At 65.7% G+C, this 20,823-nt stretch carries 20 protein-coding genes and 2 pseudogenes; 6 read left to right on the forward strand and 16 right to left on the reverse strand.

Going from position 1 to position 20,823, the window contains the following annotated elements; translation table 11 throughout:
- The 11 genes from AWB82_RS33765 to AWB82_RS33815 all read right to left on the reverse strand — a co-directional run.
- Positions 1 to 1,954 (reverse strand): type VI secretion system Vgr family protein (locus tag AWB82_RS33765; RefSeq protein WP_086973630.1); only part of this gene is annotated, 1,954 nt, incomplete at its 3' end.
- Between the two features lie 13 nt (positions 1,955 to 1,967).
- Positions 1,968 to 2,357 carry a DUF4280 domain-containing protein gene (locus tag AWB82_RS33770; RefSeq protein WP_086973631.1) on the reverse strand — a complete coding sequence of 130 codons (390 nt, stop codon included), beginning with the start codon at positions 2,355 to 2,357 and terminating at the stop codon, positions 1,968 to 1,970.
- Positions 2,358 to 2,367: 10 nt separating this feature from the next.
- Positions 2,368 to 4,980 carry a type VI secretion system ATPase TssH gene (tssH, locus tag AWB82_RS33775; RefSeq protein ID WP_086973632.1) on the reverse strand — a complete coding sequence of 871 codons (2,613 nt, stop codon included), beginning with the start codon at positions 4,978 to 4,980 and terminating at the stop codon, positions 2,368 to 2,370.
- Complete coding sequence (tssG, locus tag AWB82_RS33780) at positions 4,977 to 6,008, reverse strand: type VI secretion system baseplate subunit TssG (RefSeq protein ID WP_086973633.1); 1,032 nt, start codon at positions 6,006 to 6,008, stop codon at positions 4,977 to 4,979. The genes tssH and tssG overlap by 4 nt, the downstream gene beginning before the upstream one ends.
- Positions 5,993 to 7,888, reverse strand: coding sequence for a type VI secretion system baseplate subunit TssF (gene tssF / locus AWB82_RS33785; protein WP_086973634.1), 1,896 nt, complete (start codon positions 7,886 to 7,888; stop codon positions 5,993 to 5,995). Before tssF ends, tssG begins: the two co-directional genes overlap by 16 nt.
- Positions 7,885 to 8,436: a type VI secretion system baseplate subunit TssE gene (tssE, locus tag AWB82_RS33790; RefSeq protein WP_086973635.1), complete on the reverse strand. Its 552-nt coding sequence runs from the start codon at positions 8,434 to 8,436 to the stop codon at positions 7,885 to 7,887. Before tssE ends, tssF begins: the two co-directional genes overlap by 4 nt.
- A gap of 41 nt (positions 8,437 to 8,477) precedes the next feature.
- The gene (gene tssC, locus AWB82_RS33795; RefSeq protein WP_200818263.1) at positions 8,478 to 9,980 is read right to left on the reverse strand and encodes a type VI secretion system contractile sheath large subunit; all 1,503 of its coding nucleotides are present in this window, start codon (positions 9,978 to 9,980) and stop codon (positions 8,478 to 8,480) included.
- A 4-nt stretch (positions 9,981 to 9,984) separates the two neighbouring features.
- Positions 9,985 to 10,512 carry a type VI secretion system contractile sheath small subunit gene (tssB, locus tag AWB82_RS33800; RefSeq protein ID WP_086973636.1) on the reverse strand — a complete coding sequence of 176 codons (528 nt, stop codon included), beginning with the start codon at positions 10,510 to 10,512 and terminating at the stop codon, positions 9,985 to 9,987.
- Positions 10,513 to 10,545: 33 nt separating this feature from the next.
- Positions 10,546 to 11,580 carry a type VI secretion system protein TssA gene (tssA, locus tag AWB82_RS33805; RefSeq protein ID WP_086973637.1) on the reverse strand — a complete coding sequence of 345 codons (1,035 nt, stop codon included), beginning with the start codon at positions 11,578 to 11,580 and terminating at the stop codon, positions 10,546 to 10,548.
- 39 nt (positions 11,581 to 11,619) lie between these two features.
- Positions 11,620 to 12,174 (reverse strand): Hcp family type VI secretion system effector, encoded by a 555-nt coding sequence (locus AWB82_RS33810; RefSeq protein WP_327345959.1) that lies wholly within the window; start codon positions 12,172 to 12,174, stop codon positions 11,620 to 11,622.
- 173 nt (positions 12,175 to 12,347) lie between these two features.
- The gene (locus AWB82_RS33815; protein WP_086973638.1) at positions 12,348 to 12,596 is read right to left on the reverse strand and encodes a hypothetical protein; all 249 of its coding nucleotides are present in this window, start codon (positions 12,594 to 12,596) and stop codon (positions 12,348 to 12,350) included.
- Positions 12,597 to 12,764: 168 nt separating this feature from the next.
- Here AWB82_RS33815 and AWB82_RS33820 point away from each other — a divergent pair, with 168 nt between their 5' ends.
- Complete coding sequence (locus tag AWB82_RS33820) at positions 12,765 to 13,298, forward strand: RNA polymerase sigma factor (RefSeq protein ID WP_086973639.1); 534 nt, start codon at positions 12,765 to 12,767, stop codon at positions 13,296 to 13,298.
- The gene (locus tag AWB82_RS33825) at positions 13,295 to 14,128 is read left to right on the forward strand and encodes an anti-sigma factor family protein (protein ID WP_235023549.1); all 834 of its coding nucleotides are present in this window, start codon (positions 13,295 to 13,297) and stop codon (positions 14,126 to 14,128) included. Before AWB82_RS33820 ends, AWB82_RS33825 begins: the two co-directional genes overlap by 4 nt.
- Before the next feature lie 32 nt (positions 14,129 to 14,160).
- Here AWB82_RS33825 and AWB82_RS38690 read toward each other — a convergent pair.
- The 5 genes and pseudogenes from AWB82_RS38690 to AWB82_RS33850 form a co-directional block, all read right to left on the reverse strand.
- Positions 14,161 to 14,333 (reverse strand): annotated as a pseudogene (locus AWB82_RS38690) (LysR family transcriptional regulator); the annotation flags it as partial.
- Positions 14,334 to 14,402: 69 nt separating this feature from the next.
- Complete coding sequence (locus AWB82_RS33835) at positions 14,403 to 14,819, reverse strand: organic hydroperoxide resistance protein (protein WP_200818264.1); 417 nt, start codon at positions 14,817 to 14,819, stop codon at positions 14,403 to 14,405.
- A 42-nt stretch (positions 14,820 to 14,861) separates the two neighbouring features.
- Positions 14,862 to 15,131 (reverse strand): hypothetical protein, encoded by a 270-nt coding sequence (locus AWB82_RS33840; RefSeq protein ID WP_086973641.1) that lies wholly within the window; start codon positions 15,129 to 15,131, stop codon positions 14,862 to 14,864.
- 46 nt (positions 15,132 to 15,177) lie between these two features.
- A complete protein-coding gene (locus tag AWB82_RS33845) occupies positions 15,178 to 15,396 on the reverse strand; it encodes a DUF4148 domain-containing protein (RefSeq protein WP_086973642.1) in 219 nt (72 codons plus the stop codon).
- 203 nt (positions 15,397 to 15,599) lie between these two features.
- Complete coding sequence (locus AWB82_RS33850) at positions 15,600 to 16,136, reverse strand: thioredoxin family protein (RefSeq protein ID WP_086973647.1); 537 nt, start codon at positions 16,134 to 16,136, stop codon at positions 15,600 to 15,602.
- A gap of 240 nt (positions 16,137 to 16,376) precedes the next feature.
- Between AWB82_RS33850 and AWB82_RS38130 the strand changes: the two genes are divergently transcribed.
- From AWB82_RS38130 to AWB82_RS33865, 4 genes and pseudogenes are all read left to right on the forward strand, one after another.
- Positions 16,377 to 16,520 carry a hypothetical protein gene (locus AWB82_RS38130; RefSeq protein WP_200818265.1) on the forward strand — a complete coding sequence of 48 codons (144 nt, stop codon included), beginning with the start codon at positions 16,377 to 16,379 and terminating at the stop codon, positions 16,518 to 16,520.
- Positions 16,507 to 17,250, forward strand: coding sequence for a response regulator (locus tag AWB82_RS33855; protein WP_086973643.1), 744 nt, complete (start codon positions 16,507 to 16,509; stop codon positions 17,248 to 17,250). The genes AWB82_RS38130 and AWB82_RS33855 overlap by 14 nt, the downstream gene beginning before the upstream one ends.
- Positions 17,247 to 18,581, forward strand: a complete 1,335-nt coding sequence (locus tag AWB82_RS33860) for an ATP-binding protein (RefSeq protein WP_086973644.1) — start codon at positions 17,247 to 17,249, stop codon at positions 18,579 to 18,581. The genes AWB82_RS33855 and AWB82_RS33860 overlap by 4 nt, the downstream gene beginning before the upstream one ends.
- A 213-nt stretch (positions 18,582 to 18,794) precedes the next feature.
- Positions 18,795 to 20,782 (forward strand): annotated as a pseudogene (locus tag AWB82_RS33865) (glycoside hydrolase family 28 protein).
- Positions 20,783 to 20,823: the final 41 nt, after the last annotated feature.

Below are 20,823 nucleotides of genomic sequence, written 5' to 3' on the forward strand. Positions count from 1 at the left end.
CGCTCGCCGCGCCCGCCGCGCCGCCCGCGCCGCCGCAGTTGATCTGCACGACCACGCCGTCGATCGACACCGGCCCGGCCGCGTTGATCGCAATGCCGGACGGTCCGAGCACGATGGTGTTGCCGCCCGCCTTGAGCGTGAGCGTCGCGCCGGCCTCGATGGTGACGTTGGCCCCGCCCTTCACATCGACGTTAACACCCGCCCCCACCAAAATATTCGCCCCGCTTTTGTGTTGCGTGTCGCCGCCGACATCGAGCGAATATTTACCGCCGATCCGCACGCGCTGGCCGCCCTGCACGGTGTCGCTGCGATCGCCGCCGCAGCGCGCGTAATCGTCCTGCTCGACGATTACATGGCGCTCGCGGCCGATACGCGTGAGCGCGTCGTGCTTCACCCAGGTTTCCAGATCGCGCTCGGCGTGGAAGAACAATTGCTCGGCGTCTTTGCTGTCGTCGAAACGCATTTCGTTGAAACCGTTGCCGCCTTTCGTCGAATTGCTCTTGAGCGTCGTGCGCGCCATCTTCGCCGGGAGTTCATAAGGCGTGGTCTGCGCGGCGTTGTAGACGCTGCCGATCACGAGCGGCTGGTCGGGGTCGCCCTCGATGAAATGCACCAGCACTTCCTGGCCGATGCGCGGCAGAAAGAACGCGCCGTAACCCTTGCCGGCCCACGGCTGCGCGACCCGCACCCAGCAGCGCTGCAGCGACTCGCGCGACGCCTCCGGCGCGAGTTGCTCCCAATGGAACTGCACCTTGATGCGGCCGTATTTGTCGGTATGAATCTCCTCGCCCTTCGGCCCGACGACCACCGCCGTCTGCGGCCCGGCAACGCACGCGCGCGGCGTGCTGCGCGCCGCGCGAAAACCTGACTCGCGCGGCAATGCCCGAAAGGAGCAATCGAACACGGGCGGCCGGGCGCGGGCGTCGAGCGTGGAAAGATAGTCATCCGAATTGAGTTCGTACTCGGCTGCGACGACCAAATGCTCGGCGTTCTGCTGCGCAACCGGATGACCGGCGAGACGCACGAGTCCGCCGGGCCAGATTGCACGCGCGGTCGTGCGCGCGCTCACGAAAACGTTGGCCGCCTGATGCGCCTCGACATGCGCGCGCGCGAGACGCTCGGCGTCTTCGTGGCGCGCGTAGCCCGGCGCGTGCTCCTGCATCGCGTAGACAGCCGGATCGAAATGCGTGCTGCGCACCGCGCGCGCGACGAGACCCTGCTGCGCCGATTGCAACGGCTTCTCGAAGTCGTAGTCGTTGATCTCGGTGATGCCCGTCGCCACTTCACCGCCCGCCGACCATGCATAGACCCATTCGTGCTCGTGCGGCGTGGCCGGCTGCGCGCGAAACGGCAACTCGGCGCAATGCGGCGTCGCGCCGTGTACCTGCGACGAATCCGTGAGAATCAGCCGATGCTTTCCGCCCTGATGCTCGACGTAGTAGTAGATGCCTTCGCGCTCGGCGATCCGGCTCAAAAAATCGAAATCCGTCTCGCGGTATTGCGCGCAGTGTTCGAGGCTCGGATAGTTCGCCGAGCATTTGTTCTCGAAGTCGATGTGATTGTCGCTGAGCACCTTTGCGATGATCGCGGGCACGGTCATCCGATGAAAAAATCGGCAGTGCGACGCGCGCGTGAGCAGCCACAGGCGCGGGCGCACGGTCGCGCGATACATCGCCGGGCGGTTGGGTTGCGTGCTCGCGGGCCGCGCCAGCTCGAACGCCGTGACGATGCCGTTGTACTCGCGCCTGCCGCCCGCGGGAATCTCCAGCGACAGCGAGAAGTCGCTGCCGAGCATCGTCGCGATATCGAGGTTCGAGCGATCGGCGAGCAGTTCGAGATCCCATTGCGCGAGCCGCCCGAGTTCCTCGCGTCCGCGCATGCGATAGAGCACGAGGGCGTTCTTGCCGAGCGCGCAAGTCACCTGCGCGATGCGGTCGGTATCGGTGAGCATCATCGGTGGCCTCCTTTCAGGGAATTTGCGTCTGGCGCGTCGCCGGATCGACGATCGTCACCACGCCGCCCCAGATGCACTGGCAGGTCGAGACGTTATCGAGCGACGGCTGATTGCCGAGCATCACCGTGACCGCGCCTGGCGCCCACGGCGCGACGGTCGCGGGCACGCAGGGCATCGGCGTCGGCGTGCCGAGCGCGGCGGCGGTGGCCGCGGCGACTTCCGGATTCGCCTGCGACGTGCACATGCCGAACGGCATGATGTTCACGAGCGGCACGTGATCCATGATGTTCGCGGCGATCGGCCCTTCACAGCGCACGCGGTTCACGGGCAGCACGACGAGCGCGGACGGCGTCATGCCGAACGAGCACTGCAAGGTCGCGCCCATGCTGACTTGTTGTGGCATGGCTGGCTCCTTAATCGAACGAATAGGTGAAGTCGCCGTCGCGCACGCCGACTTCGACTTTCGCGATGTCGCGGCCATCGACGAGACGGCCGAGGAATTCCGTGCTCACGCGCGGCAGCACGGTATTGGTGAGGATCGCGTCGATCATCCGGCCGCCGCTCGCGAACTCCGTGCAGCGCCGCGCGATCTGGGCGACCACCGCGTCGTCGTAGATGAAGCTCACGCGATGCCGCTCCGCTATACGCCGCCCGATGCGCGCGAGTTGCAGGCGGATCACGGCGTGGAGCATCGCGTCGTCGAGCGGGTAGTACGGGATCACCGCGACGCGGCCGAGCAACGCGGGCGGGAACGCATCGACGAGCGGCGCGCGCAGCGCCCGCGCGATTTCGTCCGGCGACGGCGCTTCACGCCCGCCACCGCACAGATGTGTGGTCAGTTCGGTGCCGACGTTCGTCGTGAGCAGGATCAGCGTGTTGGAAAAATCGATCTCGCGGCCTTCGCCGTCTTCCATGCGGCCCTTGTCGAAGACCTGGAAGAAGAGCTTGTGCACGTCCGGATGCGCCTTCTCGAATTCGTCGAGCAGCACGACGCTGTACGGACGGCGGCGCACCGCCTCGGTCAGCACGCCGCCTTCGCCATAGCCGACGTATCCCGGCGGCGCGCCCTTGAGCAGCGACACCGTATGCGCTTCCTGGTACTCGCTCATGTTCACGGTGATGACGTTGTCCTCGCCGCCATACAGCGCCTCGGCGAGCGCGAGCGCGGTTTCGGTCTTGCCGACGCCCGACGTGCCCGCCAGCATGAACACGCCGACCGGCTTGCAGGGATCGTCGAGACCGGCGCGCGCGGTCTGCACGCGGCGCGCGATCATCTGCATCGCGTGAGCCTGCCCGACGATGCGCCGGTTCAGCGTCGCGGCCAGATCGAGCACGCTCGCGGCTTCGTCGCGCACCATGCGGCCGACCGGAATGCCGGTCCAGTCCTGCACCACGGACGCGACCGCGTGCGCGTCGACGCCCGGCAGGATCAGCGGCGTTTCGCCCTGACGTTCGGCAAGTTCATCGGTCAATGCCTTCAGTTCTTCGACCGTCACGGCATCGCCGCCCTTCTCGATGGATTGCCGCGCCGCGAGAATCCGCGCGACGAGGGCGCGCTCCGCTTCCCAGCGCGCGGTGAGATCCGCGAGACGCGCGCGCTCGGCGCCGAGCCGCGCGGCGACATCGGCGGCGCGTTCTTGCGTGTCGATGCCGAGCGCCGCTTCACGCGCCACGATCTCGCTTTCCGTCTGCCACGTTTCGATGCGCCGCCGCGCATCGTCGATGGCGGGCGGCAGCGCCTGCTGGCTCACCGCGACGCGCGCGCAGGCGGTGTCGAGCAGGCTCACGGCCTTGTCGGGCAACTGGCGCGCGGGAATGAAGCGATGCGAGAGCTTCACGGCCGCCTCCAGCGCCTCGTCGAGCACCTGCACGCCGTGATGCCGCTCCATCTTGCGCACAAGGCCGCGCATCATCGCGATCGCGTTCGCCTCGGAAGGCTCCGGCACCTTGACCACCTGAAAGCGCCGCGTGAGCGCCGGGTCTTTCTCGATGTGCTTCTTGTATTCGACCCACGTAGTCGCGGCGATGGTGCGCAGCGTGCCGCGAGCGAGCGCGGGCTTGAGCAGGTTGGCGGCGTCGCCTGTGCCGGCCGCGCCGCCCGCGCCGACGAGCGTATGCGCCTCGTCGATGAAAAGAATCACCGGCTTGTCCGAAGCCTGCACCGATTCGATCACCTGCTTGAGGCGATTCTCGAATTCGCCCTTCACGCTCGCGCCCGCTTGCAACAAGCCGACATCGAGCGTGCGCACGACGGCATCGCGCAACGCGGGCGGCACGTCTCCCGCGACGACGCGCTGCGCGAAACCTTCCACCACCGCCGTCTTGCCGACGCCCGCCTCGCCCGTGAGAATCGGATTGTTCTGGCGGCGGCGCATGAGAATGTCGATGACCTGACGAATCTCCATGTCGCGTCCGACGATGGGATCGAGCTTGCCTTCGCGCGCCTCGGCGGTGAGATCGACGGTGTAGCGGGCAAGCGCATCGTTCCCGGCGAGCGGCGCGGCGGACGCGGCCGACTTGGCCGACGCGGCGTCAGGCGCGACGTGCGCTTCGGGCGAGCCGTCGAGCAGCGCGTCGAAGCGTGCGGAAAGCGCATCGAAGCTGATCTTCTCGAACTGTCGCGAGAGCGCGTAGAGCGCATTGCGCAGGTTCGGCGTGCGCAACATGCCGATCACGAGGTGCCCGGTGCGCACCTTCGCGGCGTTGAACATCAGCGAGCCGAAGACCCAGCCGCGCTCGACGGCTTCATCGACTTGCGCCGAGATATCGGAGACGGAAGTCGCGCCGCGCGGCAGACGATCGAGCGCGGCGGTCAGATCGCGTTCGAGCGCGGTCTCGTCGAGTTCGAAATGACGCACGAGGCGGCGCAAATCCGAATCCGCCGCGAGCAGAATCTGATGCACCCAGTGCGCAATTTCGACATACGGATTGCCGCGCAGCTTGCAGAACGCCGCGCCATTTTCGATCGCGCGATAAGCCAGCGGATCGAGCTTGCCGAACAACGCCATGCGGCTGATTTCAGTCATGAGAAGTCTCCTTGCTTTTGGCTCGCTTGCGCCTGCCCGGCGATCACGACCCGATGGTTGTCATGGACCGGCGCACCGCTCGTGAGCCAGGTGTTCCAGCCGAGGCGCGCGCCCTTCGTCGCGTGCCCTTGCAGGCGCAGCGGCGGTACTTCGTCGCGCTTCAGATGCAGCGCCACATCCCAGTCGAGCGGATCGCGCACGTAGTTGCGAACCCAGTCGGCGAGCTTCGCGAGGCTCTTTCCGCCCGGCAGAAAGCGCACGAAATCGGTGTAGCCGAGCGGCCCGATCACGATGCGGAACTTGTGCTGGCAGTCCCACACGCGCGTGCCGACGACCGTCGATACGCCGAGCCGCGCGCCGGAAAGACGCGTGCGGGCGTCCTCCGGCAGCGCGATCCAGTGGCCGCGCCACGGCTCGATCGACACGTTCACGCCGAAGAAGCGCGCGAGGATCAGCCGCAGTCCGTCCGCATGGCGCGTCGGCGCGGCGAGCACGCCCGCGAAGTGGCGCTTGGCGGAATCGGGCACGGCGTCGCGACCGGCGAGCGCGGGCGCGCCCAGACCGAACAGGCTGCCAACATAGTCCGCAAAGCGATCGTCGCGTGGACGGTCGGCGCTCACGACCGGCTGCGCATCGGCCCATGCGCGATAAAAGAGCGACAGCATCCGGTGATGAAACACGTCGAGAAAGCGCGCGAGCGTCGGATCGTTCGCGTGGCGCACGCGCTCGCGCACGTAGGCGGTCAGGTGCGTCGGCAGCGGACCGTTCGGGCCGAGCAAACCGAGAAAATTCACCGCGAGACGGCCGGGCCGGCCGTCCTCGCCCGGCACGTAGTCGCCGAGCGTGGTCGGATGGAAGATCAGTTCCGGGTCTTGCGAAAGCCGCACGGCGTCGTCGCGCGCGGCAAGCGACCGGCCGAGGCGCGGACGCTCGGCATGCGCCTGCTCGATGAGCCGCAGCGCCTGAAAAAAGTCGAAGCGGCGGGCGTCGCGCGCGAGCACGCCGTCGATGGTCAGAGCGTCGCGCATCGTCCGGTCCTCGCGGGCCACTGCATGACCGGACCGCGCGCGAGCGTCGCGACGTGCGTCTCGGTGAACGAATTGATCGACACGTACTGCGCGAAAAACTGCGCGAGCACCGCGCCGAGCAGAAACGCGCTCGCGCCCTCGAACGCGGCGTCGTCGAAGCGCAGCGTGATCGCGAGGCCGCGTCCGTAGACGATCGGTCCCGGCGAAGGCAGACGGCGCACGACCGGCGCGCACGACACCGAACGCAGCCCTTCGACCTGGGCGAGCGCGGCGGCGTCATCGGCGGGGCAGTAGAGCGCGAGCAGTTCGCGCAGCGCGCGCGCGCCCTCTTGCTCGTTGGCATCGACGAGAGATGCGTAGTTAAGCGAAAGATGATCGAGCAGCCGCCAAGCCGCCGGCCCCTCGGCGAACGAAGGCAGCGGACGGCTCGGGCCCGCGACGCAGCGCACCGCGACGACCGGCGCTTCGGCATCGAGCGTGAAGTCGGTCGAGCCCGCGCCGACGGGCATCGACAGCGGCAGATCGCGGTTCGTGCACCACGCGCTAATGCCGAGCTGACGCACTTCGCCGCTCGCGGGCGCGCTCGCCGCATCGACCAGCGCAATGAAGGCTTCGCTGCCGAGGTAGCTGCTGCGCGCGCCGTTCTGCTGCTGCCGCGCCGACGCGCGTCGCGACTCGCGGCGCAGTTGATAGAACGCGCCGCCCTCGCCCGGCATGTCGAGATCCTTCGCGCAGTGGAACGGCCGATACTGCTTCTCGGCGGCCGCGCCCGCTCCATAGCCGGTGACTTCGTCGATCTGATGGATTTCGTAGTCCATCGGCCGCGTGCGATCCACCACGACGTGATATTCGAACTCCGTGTCCGACAACGCGACGCGGTCCGCGCGGCGGCGAAACAGGTTGACGGCGGGCGTGCAGTCGAGCGCGAAGTTCGACGCATCGACGCCGCGTTCGAGCGACGCGTCCGCCTGATCGAGCAGGATCACGATCTCCGCTTCGTGGCCGCGGCAGTGACGCAGCGCGTCGCGCAATCCGTTCAGTTCGACGAACATGAAGCGCGGCGCGAAGGCGAAATATTCCTGCAACAGCCGATAGCCGTCGAACGATTGCCGGCCGACGGGCAGAAGCGCCTCGTCTTCGGCGAAACCGAGCGGCCGCAGCGCGGTCTTCGGCAGCACGGCGAGCGTGGTGGCCGCGCTCGCGCCGTTGCCCGGCTGCATCACCGCGACGCCGACGCAATGCGCGAGCAGCCGCTCGTGCAGGCGCGCGGGCAGACCGTCCGGGCCGCGCAAATAGAGCGCGAGACGATCCAGCGAAAGTCGATCGAAGCCGAGCGATCCAGTCGCGCGCAAACGCAGTCGCAATCCCGCCTTGACGCCCGTGGGCAACGCCGCCGACGACGCGTTGAGCGAGCCCGCATGCGTGAAGAACTTCGCCTGCGCGATCTCGACCGGCCACAGCGTCAGCGCATGCGCCGTGCGATATTCGCAGCGCGTCGACGCGGACTTGTCGAGCATGCCGCGCAGCGCGGTATGACGCGGCACGACGATGCCGTCGGCGCTCGCGGCAAGCTGCGGATTCGTGTGATCGGCTTGCAACTGGACGACCGCCATCGACGGCGTCGGCGCGAGATAGTGCGGGTACGCCAGCTCCAGCAAATGCTGCGTGAAGCGCGGAAACTCGGCGTCGAGCTTCATCTGCACGCGCGCGGCGAGAAAGCTGAAGCCTTCCAGCAGCCGCTCGACATACGGGTCCGCGCATTCGAGCCCATCGAGCGCGAGCCGTCCGGCGATCTTCGGAAACGCGGCGGCAAATTCGCCGCCCATCTCGCGGACGTGCTGAAGCTCCTGGCTGTAGTACCTGAGGAACGCGGGATTCATGCCTGTTGCTCCCCGGCCGACGATCCGGCGCGCGCGGCCGATGCGTCGGACACGCGCACCTCGCCCGCTTCGAGATCGAGTTCCGTGCGCAGGAACAATCGCTCGGGATACGGTTGCGACCACATGTCCGCCTCGATCTCGAAGCAGATCACATGGCCGCTCCTCATGCCCTTCGCGCCGTTCGCATTATCGAGCGCCGTCACGCGCACCGTTTCCCGCGCGAGCCGTGGCTCGAACGCCCACAGCGCGTCGCGAATCGTGCGCTCCAGCGCGCCTGCCGTGAGCGCGGCGACGTCGCGTCCCGCGAGATCCGGCAGACCGTAGTTGAGCACCGAGGTCGCGACATGCGGCAGGTTCGCCGCGTCGTTGCCCTCGCCCAGACCGCTCGCGTTGAGCAGCCAGCCGATGTCGCGCTGCACGCTGTCACGCAGCGCGCGCGCCGACATCACGCGACGCTCGCGCGCCTCGTTGCGCGCGTGCGGTTCGAGATCGGTCAGGCGGTCGAGCAACGATGGTTGCAGGCGGTCACGGGCGGAAGGTTCGGACATGAGCGGCTCCTTCTAGACGAAATGGACGGACACGACGAAGCTCAGGCGGCCTTGGCGGTCGGCAACTTCGACACGAGCCGCAGCGACACCGTGAGACCTTCGAGCTGGTAGTGCGGACGCAGGAAGAACTTCGACGCGTAGTAGCCCGGATTGCCCGCCACTTCCTCCACGATGACTTGCGCGTCGGCGAGCGGCTTGCGCGCCTTGGTGTCGTCGGAGGAGTGCGTGGGATCGCCATCGACGTATTGAAGAATCCAGTTCTGCAGCCAGCGCTCCATGTCGTCACGTTCCTTGAACGAACCGAGCTTGTCGCGCACGATGCACTTCAGATAGTGCGCAAAGCGGCAGCAAGCGAAGAGATACGGCAGGCGCGCCGCGAGATTCGCGTTGGCGGTGGCGTCGGGATCTTCGTATTCGGCCGGCTTGTGCAGCGATTGCGCGCCGATGAATGCCGCGAAGTCCGAGTTCTTCTTGTGCACGAGCGGCATGAAACCGTTCTTGGCGAGTTCCGCCTCGCGCCGGTCGCTGATCGCGATCTCGGTCGGGCATTTCATGTCGACGCCGCCATCGTCGGTGGGAAACGCGTGCACCGGCAGGCCTTCGACCGCGCCGCCCGACTCGACGCCGCGAATACGCGAGCACCAGCCGGAGATCTTGAACGAGCGCGTGATGTTCGCGGCCATTGCATACGATGCGTTCGCCCACGCGTATTTGTCGCTGTTCGCGCCGGCGGTGTCTTCCTCGAAATCGAACGCCTCGACCGGATCGGTTTTGGCGCCGTAGGGCGCGCGCGCGAGAAAACGCGGCATCGCGAGACCGATGTAGCGCGAGTCTTCCGAATCGCGCAGCGAGCGCCACGCGGCATGCTCCGGCGTCTGGAAGATCTTGGTCAGATCGCGCGGATTGGCGAGTTCCTGCCACGATTCCATCAAGAGCGCGGCCGGGTCCGCGCCCGCGATGAACGGCGCATGGGCCGCCGCCGCGATCTTCGCGATCTGCGTGAGCAGATCGACATCGGGGCCGCTGTGATCGAAGTAGTAATCGGCGACCAGCGCGCCGTAGGGCTCGCCGCCGAACTGGCCGTACTCTTCCTCGTAAAGCTTCTTGAAAAGCGGGCTCTGATCCCACGCGACGCCGCGATACTTCTTCAGCGTCTTGTGCAGTTCCGGCTTCGAGATGTTCAGCACGCGAATCTTCAACGACTCGTCGGTCTCCGTGTTGTTCACGAGGTAATGCAGGCCGCGCCATGCGCTCTCGACCTGCTGGAACGACTCGCTGTGCAGAATCAGGTTGATCTGCCCGGTAAGCGCCTGATCGATCTGCGCGATCAGCGCCTCGATGGTCGCGAGGACGTCGCCGGAAATCACGCCGGTATCGCGCAATGCCTGCTCCGCGAGCGTGCGCACCGCGTTCTCGACGGCGTCGCGGGCACGCTCGGACTTCGGCTTGAATTCCTTTTGCAGCAGCGTGGAGAAATCGTCGAGTTCGGGGGCCGTCTCCATCGCGGCCGCGCGGGTCTGGTGCTGGATGCTGAGATCGTTCATCGCGTCATGCTCCGGTGGCGGGTTGGTCTGCGTCGTCGTGCGGACGAGGTTGCGAGGCGAGCGCCTTCATCAACGCGGGCTCTTCCAGCAGCCGGGCGATCAACGCTTCGGCGCCGGTCTTGCCGTCCATGTAGGTCAGCAGGTTCGCCAGTTGCGTGCGCGCTTCCAGCAATTGCCGCAGCGGTTCGACCTTGCGCGCGATCGCGGCGGGCGTGAAGTCGTCCATGCTCTCGAAGGTCAGATCGACCGCGACGTTGCCGTCGCCCGTCAGCGTGTTCGGCACTTGCACGGCGACGCGCGGCTTCATCGACTTGAGACGCTCGTCGAAGTTGTCCACGTCGATTTCGAGGAACTTGCGCTCGGCGGCGGGCGCGAGCGGTTCGGCGGGCTGTCCCGACAGATCTGCTAGCACGCCCATCACGAAGGGCAAGTTGACCTTCTTCTCCGAGCCGTATATCTCGACGTCGTATTCGATCTGCACGCGCGGCGCACGATTGCGCGCGATGAATTTCTGACTGCTTTCCTTGGCCATGCTGTCCACTCCTTTGTTTATGCCTGAGACCGGTCAGACGACCCCGCCCAGATGCCTGAATTGATGTGCGCCGTCCGGCGCGACGTCCTCGATGATTTCGATAAAACTCTTGCCGACCAGCCTGCGCGCGCGCTGCAACAACACGGGCAACGGACTCGACGGCTCGCATTCGGCGTAGTACGCGCAGATCGCGTCGAGCGCGTCGTTCACGTCGCGCGCGTTCGCGATGCGCCGGGGCGTGGCGGGTCCCGACGCGGCGGCGCGATGCGTCGCCGGACCGGAACCCGCGCCCTCTTCACTGCTGCTGGTCTCCATCGCACCGCCCCGTTCCCCCGTATGCGCCGCCACGAACTCCGCGATGCGTTGAAGCGGCCGCGCGAGCGGCCCGAAATCGAGCGCGCGCGACGGCCCCACGCGCCCGGTCAACGTGCTCTCGATCTTCGCGAGCGAGGCACACGCCGACGCAAGGGCCTCGCCCATCGCCCGCGCCTCGTCGATGCCCGCTTGCGCGAACGCCGCATCGATGGCCGCGAGCGTCGGCATCTCGTCGCCTTCGAAAATCGGCGCTTCGCCCGCCAGCACATCGAGCGCGTGCAGCGAGAAACCGCGCTGGCCACGCGGCGCCACGAAGGGCACGTCGCGCAACTCGCCCGCGAGCCCCGCGCCGTCGACGAGTGCCGATAGCGCGTTGACCCGCGCGGTCGGATCGTCGCCGTCGCTCGCGTCGAGTTGCGGATGCACGCCGCGCCAGTGCAGATCGAGCAGCCCTTCGATCAGCGCGAGGCCGCGCGCCAGGCCCGTGAAACCCTCGCGGATCATGCTCGAACGCGTGTAGTGCACCGCCACGCGCAGATCGCGCGTGCGTCCGAGCAGGGTCGTCGAGAGCGAGTGCGCGAGCGTCCAGTCGGGCGGCGTCGCGGCGATCACGGTGCCGCCGTACTGGGCGTCGGGCTTGCCGGCGAGCGCCTCTTCCAGCGAGCGAAAGTCGGCGCTGTACTCTTCGTCCTCGCCGCACGGAGAATCCGGCGTGAGGTCGGTGAGCCAGGCTGCAATGTCTGCGTGATTCATGGCGATGTCCGCAAGGCGCGTCGAATGGAAGGCGGGCTATCAGGGACGCGGCGACGACGATCCGCGCGAGCTGGAGCTCGAACTCGGGCTCGCGCCCGGGCCGGAATCGCAATTCGCCGTGTTCTTCGGGATGTTCCATTTGCCCGTCACCACGCCGCCCTTCTTCGCGCCGGTGTTGTCCTGCGGCTGATACTCCATGTTGAATTGCGCGAAGTTCAGCGTGATGCTCTCGGCCACCTGATCTCCGCCGCCCGAACCCACCGAGTGGCTGCTGACGAGCACTTCCTTGAGCGTGATCTTCAGATATTCGACCGGCTCGTTGCCGCCCGCCTTGCGCAACGTGAGCACGGCTTCCGGCATGTGTACGCCCTGGCAGCACGACTGCACGATGGTGGGCGAACTCTTGTCGACGTATTTGCTGATCGTGAGGTCCTGCACCGACGCGGTCCCGGTGCCGCCGCCCGTGCCGGTGTGCGTCGTGCCCGTCTGCGAGCATCCCCACGACCAGCTCAGCACCTCGATCTCTTCGGTGTGCCCCACCGCCAGCGATTCGCCCTTGATGTCGCCCAGCTTGAGAAACATATCTACAGCCATGTCAGTCTCCAAAAATGCGCGCCTTCCGGCACGGTTCAATTCGCGTCGCGTCCGATCGAATCGAATCGCGAAGCGTGGTTTGCGAGCTTTCTTCTGATTACCCGCGTTACTTCGTATTGCTAATTTTTGACGTTGCTTCGATGCGTTTTTTCGAGCCACGCATCAGCCTGGATTCACGCGCTGGCTCGTTCGCCGAGCGTCCGTTCTATTGCCGCCGCCACGGCCGGCATATCGCCGCGTTCGCAGAGCGCCGCCCAGTGCATGAGCGTGTCGCGATCCACCGCCGGTGTTTCGCAAAGCTGCGCAAATCGTGCGAGCGTTGCCGTCGAACCGGCTATGCTATGAAAACGTTCGCGTCCGATGCACGCGTCCAGCATGACCGCCATGCCTGCCTGACGGGCCCGGTCGAGGAGGGTCTCCATGATCTGTCTCCTATTCGGTGGTTCGAGTGCGCTTCGTTGCGCGTTCCGTGACCCGAAAACAGCCGCCCTCGCCTGCTTATTCCGCAAAAAAACGCGAAAAAAAAGTGGAATAGATTCGCCTCTGGAGTGTTGTCAATCATGAGCGCGCCCATGTCAGGAGCTGCCCAGATGAACGACGACGACCTGCCGACCGTCCTGCCGACGTTATTGCCGCGGCTCTGGCGATTCGCGCTGAGGCTCACGCAGAATCCGCATGACGCGGAGGACCTCGTGCAGCGCGCGTGCGTGCGGGCGCTGGAGCGGCGTAATCAGCTTCAGCCGGGCACTTCGGCGCTCAGTTGGCTTTTTTCGATCGTGCATTCGACCTGGATGAACGAACTGCGCGCCCGTTCGATTCGCAATCGCGGCAGCATGGACTGGCAGGACGAGGAAATCGAGTCGTTCGCCGATCCTTCCGCGCGCAATCCGGAGCTGGATTTGCTGCATCGCCAGGTGATCGACGCGGTCGAGGCGTTGCCGGAAGCGCAGCGCGTCGTGATGGTGCTGGTGGCGATCGAAGGCCTCAGCTATCGCGAGGCGGCCGAGGTGCTCGACGTGCCCATCGGCACGATCATGAGCCGGCTGTCGCGCGCGCGGCTTACGATCGGTCAGAAATTCAGCGTGCAGGCGCCAGCGTCGGCTAGAAAAGGAGAATCCTTATGATGAATGTCGATGATTCGCTGCTGATGTCCTATGTGGACGGCGAGCTCTCGCCGGAACAGCGCGCGGAAATCGAAGCGGCGATCGCGCACTCCGACGAACTCGCGGCGCGGGCCGCGGCGCTGCAGGCGTCCGTTCTGCCGTATCGCGCCGCGTATGACCGGCAGACGGTTCCGCCCGTGCCCGAAAGCCTGACGCGCCGTATCGAGGAACTCGTGAGCGTCAGCGCGCCGCAAGCGCGCAAGGCGTCGCGCGGCGGCCGCCTTTTTTCGATGCAGTGGGCGGCCGCGGCCTTCGTCGCCGGGGCGATCTGCTCGGGCGTGCTCACGGGCTATCTCGGCGGGTTCAATCCGCTGAATCGCGGCGTTGACCCGTGGGTGCAGAGCGTGGCGGACTATCAGGTGCTTTACGGGCGCGACACGGTCTCCAATCTCCGGGAGGACAAAGTCAGCACGGAACAGGTGCTCGCCGATATCCATCAGCGCGACGGCATGCCGATCGACGTTCCCGATCTGCGTCAGGTGGGTCTCAAGTTCAAGCGCGTACAGCGCCTGAATTATCACGACCGTCCGCTGATTCAGATGGTGTATCTGCCCGAACGCGGCGATCCGGTCGCCCTGTGCGTGATCGAGGAAAACGAGGGCGATGCGCCGGTGCGCGCCGGTCAGGTCGGCGAAATGAAGACGGTCACGTGGCGCGCGAACCGGCTCGCTTATGTGCTGCTCGCAAAAGCGCCTTCGCTCGATCTGCAGGCCGTCGGCAACAGCATCGCCGGCGGCAAGACCGCGCCGTTGTACAGCAGCGGCAACGCGGACCCGTCGCGCGACAGTTAGGCAAACGCGTGGCGCGGAGCGTTCGTGCACGATCGGCAGGCGGCGACGTAACGTTCGCCGGCTTTGGAAAGCTTGATCGTGCGCGTCGTGCGACGGAGCAGCGCGCAGCCCTTATGCGCTTCGAGGAAGGCGATCGCCCCGCGCCCGCCGCACTGCCTTCGTCCAGCGTGCCGATCAAGACTTTCATCGCGTCGATTCGGTCCATGCCGGCTCGGTGCTTCGCTTGATCGATGAAGCGCCAGCCTGCCGGAGCGAATCGCGCGGATGAAACGCGTCAGACGACCGTGATCGTCACGTCGATGTTGCTCTTCAGCGCCTTCGAGTACGGGCAGGTCTGATGCGCCATTTGCGCGATCTCCTGCGCCAGCGCGCGCTCGATCCCCGGCAGGCTCACGTTCAGGCGCGCGCGCAACAGATACGCATCGCCGTTCATGCCGAGGTCCACTTCCGCGTCGACGGCGGTATCGGCCGGCAGACGCGTCTTCAGCTTCGCGGCGGCCTTGCCCATCGCGCCGATGAAGCACGCCGACCAGCCCGCCGCGAGCATCTGTTCGGGATTGGTGCCCGCGCCCGCCGATCCGGGCGGCGAGAGTTTTACGTCGAGACGGCCATCGGTGCTTTTCGCATGGCCTTCGCGGCCTCCGACGACGCGGGTTTTGCCGGTGTACAGGACGGTGTCGATCTGGGTCATGATGCGTTCCTCGTGTTGGTTCGAAAGTTGACGGGCTTAGTGTTAGTGATGCGCAAAGAGCCGGGCGACGTCGCTCACGGCCACGCCGCGCGCGCCCGATTGCGAAACCGTGTCGCTCATGCCGCCGTATGCCTGCGCCGGCGCGACGCTTTCACTGGCGATGGTCTGCGCGCTCAGGCCGCGCTGCGATGCAGGCGCACCCGCGAGCGGATCGTAGTGCGGCGCGGGACCGTAGCCGCTGCTGGCGAATGCGGAACCGGCGGCGACGGCGCTGACGGCGATGAGTGCGGCGGTGACGAATTGCTTGATCATGATCGGGCCTCTGGTGCGTGAATTCGAAAATTGGTTAGCTAGCGAATCAACTGCCTTGATAGAGACTGCGCAATGCGGCGATCTGTCCGTCGCGTTGCGCCTGAGCCAGCTCGCGCTTCACTTCGGCGCGCGTCTTGCCGGCATACGCGTGGTTCGCCACGGCTTGTGCGGTCTGCACGTTCACCGGCTCGTTGTTCACGGCGGCGTGAGCGATACCGGTCATGGCGCCGGCGACGAGAGCGAAAGCAACGATCGTGGATTTCATGGTGTTTCTCCTTGCGGATAAATCGGTCGGTTGAATGAGTTACGGCGCTCGGGCTTCGCGGATGTTCGTCTTGCGCTTCACTCGCGAGCCGTCGTTGTGTGTATTTGAAGGCCTGCACGTATCTGGCTTGTGTCCGCGATGCCGGCCTTATGCAATGTTTTGTATCGCGTGCGTTGCAGATACATTGCGATACAGAACGCCGCCTAGCGCTCGGCCAGCAGCTTCCCGATCGCGGCTTCGGTCTGCGCGTAATCGCCCTCGCCGAAGTGCGTGTAGGCCACGCGTCCGTGCTTGTCGATGAGATAGAACGCCGGCCAATACTGGTTGTCGTAGGCCGCCCACGTCTTGTAATGGTTGTCCAGCGCGACGGGATACGTGATCCCGAATCGCCCGATCGCGCGCTTCACGTTGTTCGTGTCGCGCTCGAACGGAAACTCGGGCGTATGCACGCCGACCACGACGAGCCCTTTGTCCTTGTACTTCTGATTCCACGATTTCACGGCGGGCAGCGTGTTCACGCAGTTGCCGCACGCGAAGGTCCAGAAATCGACGAGCACGACCTTGCCGCGCAACTGCGCAAGCGTGAGCGGCTCGCTGTTGAGCCACTGATCGATGCCGGCGAATTCCGGCGCAACGTTCTCATTGATGTGAGCGCTTGCGGGCGCGGCGTGCGCGGGCGCGATGGCGGCGCAAGCGGCGATTCCCGCGCACACGGCGGCGTTTTTGATGGCGGCGAGCATGACGAAGTCCTTTTGAATGCATTGGAGATCGGAGCGGCGTGAGATGGACACATCGCTCCGGCAAGCCGACGTTCGCATCGGCATGAACGCATTGGACTGCGCGCGCGTATCGCGCTTGTGTCGGCAAAAGGCGTGTTGCGCAACGTTATGTATCGCGCGACATGCGGGATACACTGCGATACAAAACGTCCGCCGAAGCGCGCTATAACGCAGACATCGCATCATCGGCGGGAGCTTCGAATGAAACGCATGCTGGCGGTCCTCGCCTTTCTCATCGGCGGGATCGCGACGGAAATGGCCCATCCGGTTCAGTGTCTGCTGGTCAGCCCGAGCCGGGTGCAACTCAAGCGTCAACGACAACGATCCATCGATGGAAACCTCTGATCACGTATTGATCGTCGACGACGATCGCGGCATCCGCGAACTGCTCGCCACGTACTTTGAAAAAAACGGCATGCGCGTGTCGCTCGCGGCGAACGGCCGGCAGATGCGCGCCGTGCTGGAGGCGCAAGGCGCGCCGGATCTGATCGTGCTCGATCTGATGTTGCCCGGCGAGGACGGCCTCGTGCTGTGCCGCGAGCTGCGCGCGGGCAAGTTCCGCCATGTGCCGGTGCTCATGCTCACCGCGCGCAATGAAGAAGCCGACCGCATTCTCGGCCTCGAAATGGGCGCCGACGATTACCTTCCCAAGCCCTTCGCCGTGCGCGAACTGCTCGCGCGCGTCCGTTCGGTGCTGCGCCGCACGCGCATGTTGCCGCCGGGAATGGAAGTCGCCGAATCCTCGCAGATGCTGGGCTTCGGCGACTGGCGTCTCGACACGACCGCGCGTCATCTGCTCGACGCCGAAGGCACGATGGTCGCGCTCTCGGGCGCGGAATACCGGCTGCTGCGCGTGTTTCTCGACAACGCCCAGCGCGTGCTCACGCGCGATCAATTGCTGAATCTGACACAAGGCCGCCAGGCCGATGCCTTCGACCGCTCAATCGACCTGCTCGTGTCGCGCCTGCGTCAGCGGCTGCGCGACACGGCGCGCGAGCCGCGTTACATCAAGACGCTGCGCAGCGAAGGCTATGTCTTCTCCGCCGAAGTCAAACCGGTCGAGTCTTCCCGATGAGCACGGTTTCCCCGACTTCACCGCTGCACTGGCCGCGCACGCTGTTCGCGCGGCTTGCGCTGATACTCGTCGTCGGACTGGCGCTTGCGCAGACCTTCTCGTTTCTTCTGACGATGCACGAGCGCGACGAATCCATGACCACCATGATGACGGGTTACGTCGAGCGCGAGGTCGCGAGTTCGGTCGCGCTGCTCGATCATCTGCCGCCGGACGAACGCGCGCAGTGGCTGCCGCGTCTCGGGCGGCGCAGCTACGAATTCATCCTCGGACCGGGCGTGACCGACGCAAGCGGCGCGCCGCCGGATGCCGCGTTGTCGGCGCGTTTCGCGCGCGCGATGGGCGCGGGCATCGGCAAGCGTTATCCACTGACGATCAACGCCGTGCCCGGCGACAAGGAGCGTTTTCAGGTGCATCTGAAGCTCTCGGACGGCTCGCCGCTCACCATCGACATGCGTCCGGTGGTCGGCATGCCGCTCTCCGGCTGGCTGCCGCTGGTCCTGACGTTGCAACTGATCGTGCTCGGCGCGTGCTGCTGGCTCGCGGTGCGCCTCGCGACCGGCCCGCTCAAGCGCCTCGCCAAAGCCGCCGATACGCTCGGCCCCGACCTCAAGGCCGAGCGTCTGCCCGAATCCGGGCCGGAAGAAGTCGCGCGCGCCGCGAAGGCGTTCAACGCGATGCAGGACCGCGTCTCGATGTACATGACCCAGCGCATGCAGATCCTCGCGGCGATCACGCACGACTTGCAGACGCCGATCACGCGCATGCGGCTGCGCGTCGACGTCATGGACGACGAGTCGACCGGCGCGAAGCTTCAGCAGGATCTGAAGGAGATGGAATCGCTCGTGAAGGAAGGCGTGACCTACGCGCGCACGCTGCACGGCACGAACGAGGCGCCGCGCCGCATCGAGGCCGACGCGCTCATCGAAAGCATCGTCGACGATTATCTCGATGCCGGGCAATCGGTGACGCTTTCCGGCAGCATCGGCGGCGCGCTGATGGCACCGCCGCAGGCATTGAAGCGCGTCGTCGGTAATCTCGTCGATAACGCGATCAAGTACGCGGGCGCGGCGGAAATCGAAGTCGCCACGCGCGACGGACGCGCCGTCATTTCAGTGCTCGATCGCGGGCCGGGCATTCCGGAGGAATCGCTGGAGGCGGTGTTCGAGCCGTTCGTGCGGCTGGAAGATTCGCGCAACCGGCAAACGGGCGGCACCGGCCTGGGTCTCGCGATCGCGCGCCAACTTACGCTCGCGATGGATGCGTCGCTCACGCTGCATCATCGGGAAGGCGGCGGACTGGAAGCGCGGATCGTCATCAAGAAGGCGACCTGAGGCAGTTTTTTCCGGGCGTCGTCACATATGACGTCCGATATTTCCGACGTACTCGTTAGCACCAAGTTGACGGCCTTCAGGCTCGTCCGCTAACGTTTGCCCTGAATCACGCGCGCCTCGATGCATGGTTTGAGCGGGCAGAGACGGTCGGCACCGCTCCCAGTCATACGACATCCCATAAATTACCGGACGAACCGGAACAGGAGACATTCGATGAAGCATCCTCATAACCGCGCGCGCCGTGCGTTCGTGAAGTTCGCCGGCCTGTCCGCGAGCGCCCCGCTGCTCGGCGCGATGGGCACATTCGGCACGCTCGCCGCCTGTGGCGGTCATGATGACTCCGATTCCGGCGCAACCACACCGCCCGCCGCGCAAGACCCGATCTGGGGCCCGTCCGGTTCGGCGACACAAATCGTGAACGCGCTTCAAAGCGTCTCGACGGCGATGTTTCCAGGCCGCCAGTTCCTCGTCACCGATTACGGCGCGAAGCCCTGCGCGGTCGTCGCGGCGGCGAACCCCTACACCGATCCGGCGAAGTCGCCATTGAGCACCGGCGCCGACCAGACCAACGCGCCCGGCTCGTTCGACTCGCGCCCCGCGTTTCTCGCGGCCATCGCGGCATGCAACGCGGCGGGCGGCGGCCACGTCGTCGTGCCGGCTGGAACGTGGTATTGCGCAGGACCGATCGTCCTGCTGTCGAACGTCGACTTTCATCTGAGCGCGAATTGCACGATCTACTTCAGCCCGAATCCCGCCGACTACGCGAAAGACGGCCCGGTCGATTGCGGCGCGAACGGCAAGCTCTACTACAGCCGCTGGCAGGCGAACGACTGCCTCAACTACGGCCCGCCGGTCTATGCGCGCAACCAGAACAACATCGCGGTCACGGGCGAAGGCGACACCTCCGTGCTCAACGGCCAGGCGATGACGCTTTCGCCGGCAGCGGCAACACCGCAACGTGCTGGTGGACATGGAAAGGAAATACCGGCGTGTACGGCTGCGTGAATTCGTCGACGCCATCGCAGGCATCGAGCAACACGAACAACGTCGATCTGAAAACCGCCGTGCCCGGCATCTCCGAGACGCTCTACGCCAGGCTCACCGATCCCGCCACGCCCTGGCAACAGGACCAGAACTATCTGCCCGCGCTCTCGGAGGCGGGCGTCGCGATCGAGAAGCGCATCTTCGGCATCGGCCATTTTCTGCGGCCGTGCATGGTGGAATTCATCGGCTGCACGAACGTGCTGATGCAAACCTATCGCACGAACAACACGCCCTTCTGGCAGCATCATCCGACCGATTGCCGCAACGTCGTGATGCGCGGCGTGACCGTCGACAGCATCGGCCCGAACAACGACGGCTTCGATCCCGATGCCTGCGACACGGTGCTGTGCGAAAACGTGACGTTCAACACCGGCGACGACTGCATCGCGATCAAGTCGGGCAAGGATCTCGACACGCAATACGGACCGGCGCAGAACCACGTCATCCAGAATTGCACGATGAACAGCGGTCACGGCGGCATCACGCTCGGCAGCGAAATGGGCGGCGGCGTGCAGCGGATCTACGCGCGCAATCTGCAGATGCTCAATAAGTTCTGGGCGACGAATTCGCTGAACATCGCGATTCGCATCAAGACGAACATGAATCGCGGCGGCTTCGTGAAGGACTTTTACGTCGACAATGTGACGCTGCCCAACGGCGTGAGCCTCACGCCCGCCGGCTACGGCAGCAGCATGCTCGCGGGCAGCCCGATCAACTCGACGGTGCCGCTCGGTGTGTCGAGCCCGACGGCGGCGAATCCGTCGGCGTCGCAAGGCGGGATCATTACCTTCGATTGCGATTATCAGCCGTCGAAGGACGCGATCCGCACGCGGCCCGCGCTCGTGCAGAACGTGAACATCTCGAATCTGAAGGCGAGCAATGTGTTGCTGAAGGGCGTGAACGGATCGTGTTTTCAGGCGATCGTCGCGCAGGGCCCGGTTGCGTTCGACTACAACGGCCCGGCGCCCACACCGGCGATTCCCGCGATTACCGGCGTGACGATCACGGATTGCGATTTCGGCACGCCGGTCGCGGCAGGACCGGCCACGGCGGCAACGCCGGGACCGATCTACGCGTATAACGTGCACGACATCGTGTTGAAGAACACGGTGATCGCCGGCACGACGATGAACACGACAGTCAGCGACGCGCGTTGAGATGCGTTGAAACGGTTCGCGGCAGGCGCACGCTGTGCGCC

Origin of the sequence: Caballeronia glebae (genome assembly GCF_001545035.1) — a bacterium.
Classification (GTDB): Bacteria; Pseudomonadota; Gammaproteobacteria; order Burkholderiales; family Burkholderiaceae; genus Caballeronia; species Caballeronia glebae.